This window comes from Polyangium sp. 15x6, from assembly GCF_029960785.1.
In the GTDB taxonomy this organism is placed as follows: domain Bacteria; phylum Myxococcota_A; class Polyangia; order Polyangiales; family Polyangiaceae; genus Polyangium.
Window position 1 is genome coordinate 1 of sequence record NZ_JASBQE010000215.1, and the last position, 4,883, is coordinate 4,883.

Sequence of the window (4,883 nt, forward strand, 5' to 3'; positions counted from 1 at the left end):
TGTCGCTCCTCCTTCCGACGTTTGCCGTTTCCGGGGCGAGTGGCTGCTACGTCACAGACATCATCATCGAAAGGCCCTTCGAGGACGCAGGCGCAGATGCCGGAGGGGCAGACGCCGGCAACGGCGGCGACTCGCCCGATGCGTCCGAGGAGGACGCCGGCCCAAGTTGCAGCGGCGACTGCGCTCCGATCAACCACCCCGATTTCGACCTGCCGATGCTTCTCTGGTTCGGCGCACCCAACCCGATCCCCCAATGCCCGGGCCGTGCACCGGTCCGACACGACCTTCTGCACGCCGACCTGCTCATCCCAGCGGACGACTGCGAACCCTGCACGTGCAAGCCCTCCACGGGCTCGTGCGGACTGCCGGAGACGTTCACGGCGCACGCCGGTCTTTGCTACTCCGGTGCCGCGGCCACTTCGTTCGATCCTCCCCCGGACTGGGACGGCTCCTGCACCGCTGCGAACTCCATACCTGCGCAGGCGCAGTGCCCTCCGGGGAGCGGCATTCCGTGCGTCCAGTCGCTCATGATTGGAGCGCTCACGAAGCTCGACGAGAAGTGCGAACCCGACCTGCCGGAGGTGCCGAAGGTGAAGCACTTCTCGGGCGTATCGTGGGGACTCGCCGCGATCTCCTGCCAGGGCTACACGAACCCGCCGCTCGCAGGATGTCTGGATCCCGGCGAGATCTGCGTGCCGGCCGCGGATCCCGAGGCCGGGTTCCGCCAGTGCATCCGCGCTCGGGGGGACGTCACGTGCCCTGGGCAATCCTACACGAAGAAGTTCGTGTTTTACGAAGGGTACGACGATCAGCGAACCTGCACGGCCTGCACGTGTGGTGCGCCCGCTGATAGCGTGTGCACGGCGTTCGTCTCCGTATTCAAGGACGCGGCCTGCACGGATCCGGTCGTCCCCGGTGTTGCCGCGTCCTCGGACGACCCTGCGTGCGTCGACGTGACCCCGAAGGGCCAGCCCCTCGGCAGCAAGTCCATCTCCGGCGTCACGTACCACTCGGGGACTTGCCAGGCGGGCGGGGGAGAGCTCGAAGGGACGGTTGTTCCAGTGCGTCCGATCACCTTTTGCTGCCAGCCGTAAAAATTCTTCGGCCCCGTGCAACAAAACCCACCCCTCACGACATAAGGGGGTGTGACGTCCCAGGACCAACCGGAGCATGAGGCCACCTTCTCGGCCCTGTACCGCGACCACTTCGACGCGGTCCTGGCCTGGTTGCTGCGGAAGGCCGTTCCCCCGCGTGACGCCGTCGACGTCGCGCAGCTCGTGTTCATCGCCGCCTGGCAGCACTTGAGCGAGATCCCAAAACCCGCCGGTGAGGCTCGGGCGTGGCTTCTTGCAGCCGCGAACAATCAGTTCTCGAATTACCGGCGCCGCCAGATCAACGCGAAGCTCCTGTCCGAGGACGTCGTGCCGTGCCTCGCCGACGAGGAGGTGCTTGAGCAGCGCTTGATCAAAGCGCAGCTCATCACGAAGGCGATCGACGCCATGGAGGATGGGCCCAATCGGGCGGCGTTCGTGGGCGTGTACATCGAGGGAAAGACAACCGCGAGGATCGCAGCCGAAACACGTGTGAACGAGACCTCGGTGCGGAGCGCGTTGAGTCGCGGTCGGGCGGAGTTTCGAGAGATCTACGAGCGTCTCCACGGCGAGAAGGACGACCTCGATGCGCTCGATGCGGCGACGATCGCCATGGTCGCGCTTCTCCTTTTGTCGAGAAGTCGCGTATGGGGCTACGTCGATCAGGTCCTCGGCGTCATCAATCCCTCCGGAAGAACGCTGCCGAAAAGCGAGCTCTCTGCGCGTTTACCCTGGCGACGCTTTGCGCCCGCTCTCGCGGCGCTGCCGCTTCTGCTGCCGTTCATTCCTCGCTCCTTGTCGTCAGAGCCGGTTCCCGCCGAAGCCACTCACCTCGCGGGAGCGGTATCTCATATCTCGGTCGCCGCAGGTACCGCCGGACGCCTCGCCGTTCGACCGTCGCCCCCCGCCGCGACGCCGTCGGCCTCGACCACGTCCCAGCGCTCACCCGCGCGGAAACGCGCCGAGCAGCAGCTCGAGGATTCCCGAGAAATCGAGCGCAACATGTTGCAGCAGGCGGCCTCGCTTCTCGTCCGCAAGCACCCAAGGGGCGCCTTGGTCCTGCTGCGCGAGCATGCCAGGAGATTCCCCGAGAGTCGCCTGGCCGAGCAACGTGATTCCTACACTCGCCAAGCCATGTTGGCGCTTGGAGAGGATGTTGCTGCTGCTGCTGCGAAGCGCATAGGCGAGTAATGTAGGCGCGGCGCGATTGCACGCGTCGCAGGTGGCCCGAATTGCAGGGTGTCATCCCTGGAGAGAGGAGTATTCCATGCGTCGGCTCGGGAACCGGTCTCGATCAGCGGCACTCGTGGCTTCCTTCGCACTCATCATGGCCACGCTGTTGGCCGCGAACTGCAGAGAAGCACTCGGCATCGACGAAGCCAATCTCGTCTGCCCTGCCGACTTGCCCGATTGCGTGCCGTGCGAGGAAGTCGAGGACTGCGGCCCCGGGACGGAGTGCCACACGTGGACCTGCACGAACTCGCTCTGTCGACCCATCAACGCGGCTCCAATGACGGAGTGCTCGACGGGCGTTTGCAGTGAGGAGCCTGTCTCGGAATGCATCGCGAGCGCGGCTGACGGCGGATGAAACATCCAGGAGAGGCTGCGCCAATGCTACCCGTGAGCAAGCGACCAGCACCAATTCCGACAGGCGAGGACGAGGAGTGCGAAACGCAGGTGTGGAGGGGAGGGCCCCTCTTGGACGGCGGCGCTGGAACGGCTCCTGCCTGGGCGAGCACGATGCCGCCCAGCGCCGCCGTCCAAGGGGGGTCGTCCGTCGATGATGAGCCGGAGTTCCCGCGCGATACCCGCGTGGATCCTCCGCGCGTCTTCGACGAAAACGCGCCCCCCGAGAGCAGCGTGGTCCCCGTTGTTGCTCGCCGGCAACCCTGGTGGACGCGGTTCTTCGCTGCGCTCGCGGACGCCTTCGGGAGCCCACCGCTATGGAAGCGCCTTCCGCCGATCCCGCCGCCGCGCTCCCCCGAGGCGACGCGCGTCTCCGCGGGGGCCGTGGGACACGACGAGCACGGCGAGTTCATGCTGTTCGCCTTGCTGCGAGCGCCTCGCGTCTACCAGCGTGCCGCGGTGCACGTCGCTTACCGCGCTCTGGACGCGCGACGGCAGGGCGACGACGCGTACGCCGAGTTCGTCGTGCACTTCGCGCTGTCTCGGATGCGCCCCGACGGGGACGGGAGGATTTCGATGCAGCGGCTGCAGGACTCCCTCTGTCATCTCGGAAATGCCGGAAGGATTGCGCTTATGCTGAGGCGGCTCGAGGAGCAGGGGATCGTGGAGCTCGTTGTGAAAAACAGCGACGACCCGATGGCCGCCATTCTCCGGTTGGACATCACGCACGTCGTGCTCCGAGTGAGGGCGTGAAAGGGAAGCACAACATGTCGGAACAGAAAACCGAGCAAGAGCCCGTCGCCGAAGAAGTCGCCAAGGCAACCGAGCAAGAGCCCCTCGTCGAGTGCGCGGCCCCGTTCGCGCTCGCAAGCGACGGGTACGTCTACATCCACGAAGACGAACTGCCCGCCGATATGCGGCACGGCAGGAAGGAATGGCACGGATTTCGCCTGTCGCCCGCGGAGATGGGGCTCTTCGCCGAGGACGTCGAGCTCGTCATGCCGAACGTGGCGCTCTCGCTCCGGTGCGCGATCCAAGGCAAGACCAGCGCGCCGGAGCAGCCCCAGGATCCCGAGCCGGTGACCCCGGAATCGGAGCCGGAGCCGGAGCCGAGTGCAAGCACCTGACAGGGCAGCCCATCCATGCAAACGCGCCGCGGCGACGTCTTTTCCATAACGCTTACGGGGTTGTCTGCATCGCTCGTCCACGTCAACGTCACCATCGAGCACGACGAATTCGGCACATTCGAGCTCGCGGGTCTCGACGAAGACTCCTGCGAGCTCACGCGGCGTCGCGTGGCACCGGCCATTTATAACACGCTCAAGAGAAACGACCTCGAGATCGCCGTCGAGGTCACACCCACCGGCACCAACAATCACGGGGGCCAACTCGACCTCGCAGTCGCCGTGGCCGTCCTGCTGGCATTCGAGCAGAGTTCGCTACGGTCGACGGTTGTGCTCGGCGAGCTCTCCAGATCCGGCGAGGTGCGGCACGTCCGCGGCATCTTGCCGGCGTTGAAAGCTGCGTCCACATCCCACGCCATCCGGCACGCGATCGTCCCTCGCGCCGACACCGCGGAGGCGGCACACGCCGGGCTCGACGTGCGCGTCGTGGATCACCTTCGCGACGTGCTCGACTCCCTGCGCGGCACCCGCGCGCTCGACCCCGCGGGCCCTCGTCGCTCGACACGGTCGTATGAGCGTGATCTGGCAGAGAAGCCATTCATGATGGCATCCGTCCGCCGCGCGCTCGAAATCGCCGCGGTCGGCCAGCATCCGCTCTTGATCATCGGGGGAGCGGGGCGCACGTCGGCGGCTTTGAAGCTACCCGGTCTCCTCCCCTCGATGACCACGGACGAGGCGATCGAGTTGACGAGCATCTACTCCATCGCCGGGTTGCTGGAAGCGAAGCAGGGGCTAAACGCGAGCCGCCCGATCCGCTCGCCGAATTACCGCGACGCGACGCTCGAGAAGTTGCTCGGCAGGGGCGATCCAGCTTGCCCTGGTGGGGTGCGTCCCGGGGAGATCTCCCTCGCGCATGGAGGCGTGCTCTTCCTCGACGAGCTGCTCGAGTTCCGTCGCTCCCAGCTCGCCGCCCTAGCCGTCGCGCTCGCGAAGGGCGAGAGCTCCGGGTTCCCGGCGCGGCCTCTGCTCGTCGGCGCGGCGT

The 4,883-nt window shown here is 66.4% G+C and carries 6 protein-coding genes; all 6 read left to right on the top strand.

Annotated elements, in window-relative coordinates; genetic code table 11:
- On the top strand, positions 1-1,094 hold a 1,094-nt coding region (locus QHF83_RS52830), incomplete at its 5' end, for a hypothetical protein (RefSeq protein WP_282425794.1).
- 51 nt (positions 1,095-1,145) lie between these two features.
- Entirely contained in the window at positions 1,146-2,282 is a 1,137-nt protein-coding gene (locus QHF83_RS52835) for a sigma factor (RefSeq protein WP_282425795.1), read from the top strand.
- 136 nt (positions 2,283-2,418) lie between these two features.
- Positions 2,419-2,679 (top strand): hypothetical protein, encoded by a 261-nt coding sequence (locus tag QHF83_RS52840; protein ID WP_282425796.1) that lies wholly within the window; start codon positions 2,419-2,421, stop codon positions 2,677-2,679.
- A gap of 23 nt (positions 2,680-2,702) precedes the next feature.
- On the top strand, positions 2,703-3,470 hold the full coding sequence (locus QHF83_RS52845; RefSeq protein WP_282425797.1) for a hypothetical protein: 768 nt from the start codon (positions 2,703-2,705) through the stop codon (positions 3,468-3,470).
- Positions 3,471-3,484: 14 nt separating this feature from the next.
- Positions 3,485-3,844, top strand: coding sequence for a hypothetical protein (locus QHF83_RS52850; RefSeq protein WP_282425798.1), 360 nt, complete (start codon positions 3,485-3,487; stop codon positions 3,842-3,844).
- A gap of 60 nt (positions 3,845-3,904) precedes the next feature.
- On the top strand, positions 3,905-4,883 hold a 979-nt coding region (locus QHF83_RS52855; protein WP_282425799.1), incomplete at its 3' end, for an ATP-binding protein.

Bases quoted from the DNA above. Each gene is read 5' to 3' on its own strand.
- QHF83_RS52840 (WP_282425796.1), top strand. From the start codon at position 2,419: ATGGCCACGCTGTTGGCCGCGAACTGCAGAGAAGCACTCGGCATCGAC.
- QHF83_RS52845 (WP_282425797.1), top strand. From the start codon at position 2,703: ATGCTACCCGTGAGCAAGCGACCAGCACCAATTCCGACAGGCGAGGAC.
- QHF83_RS52850 (WP_282425798.1), top strand. From the start codon at position 3,485: ATGTCGGAACAGAAAACCGAGCAAGAGCCCGTCGCCGAAGAAGTCGCC.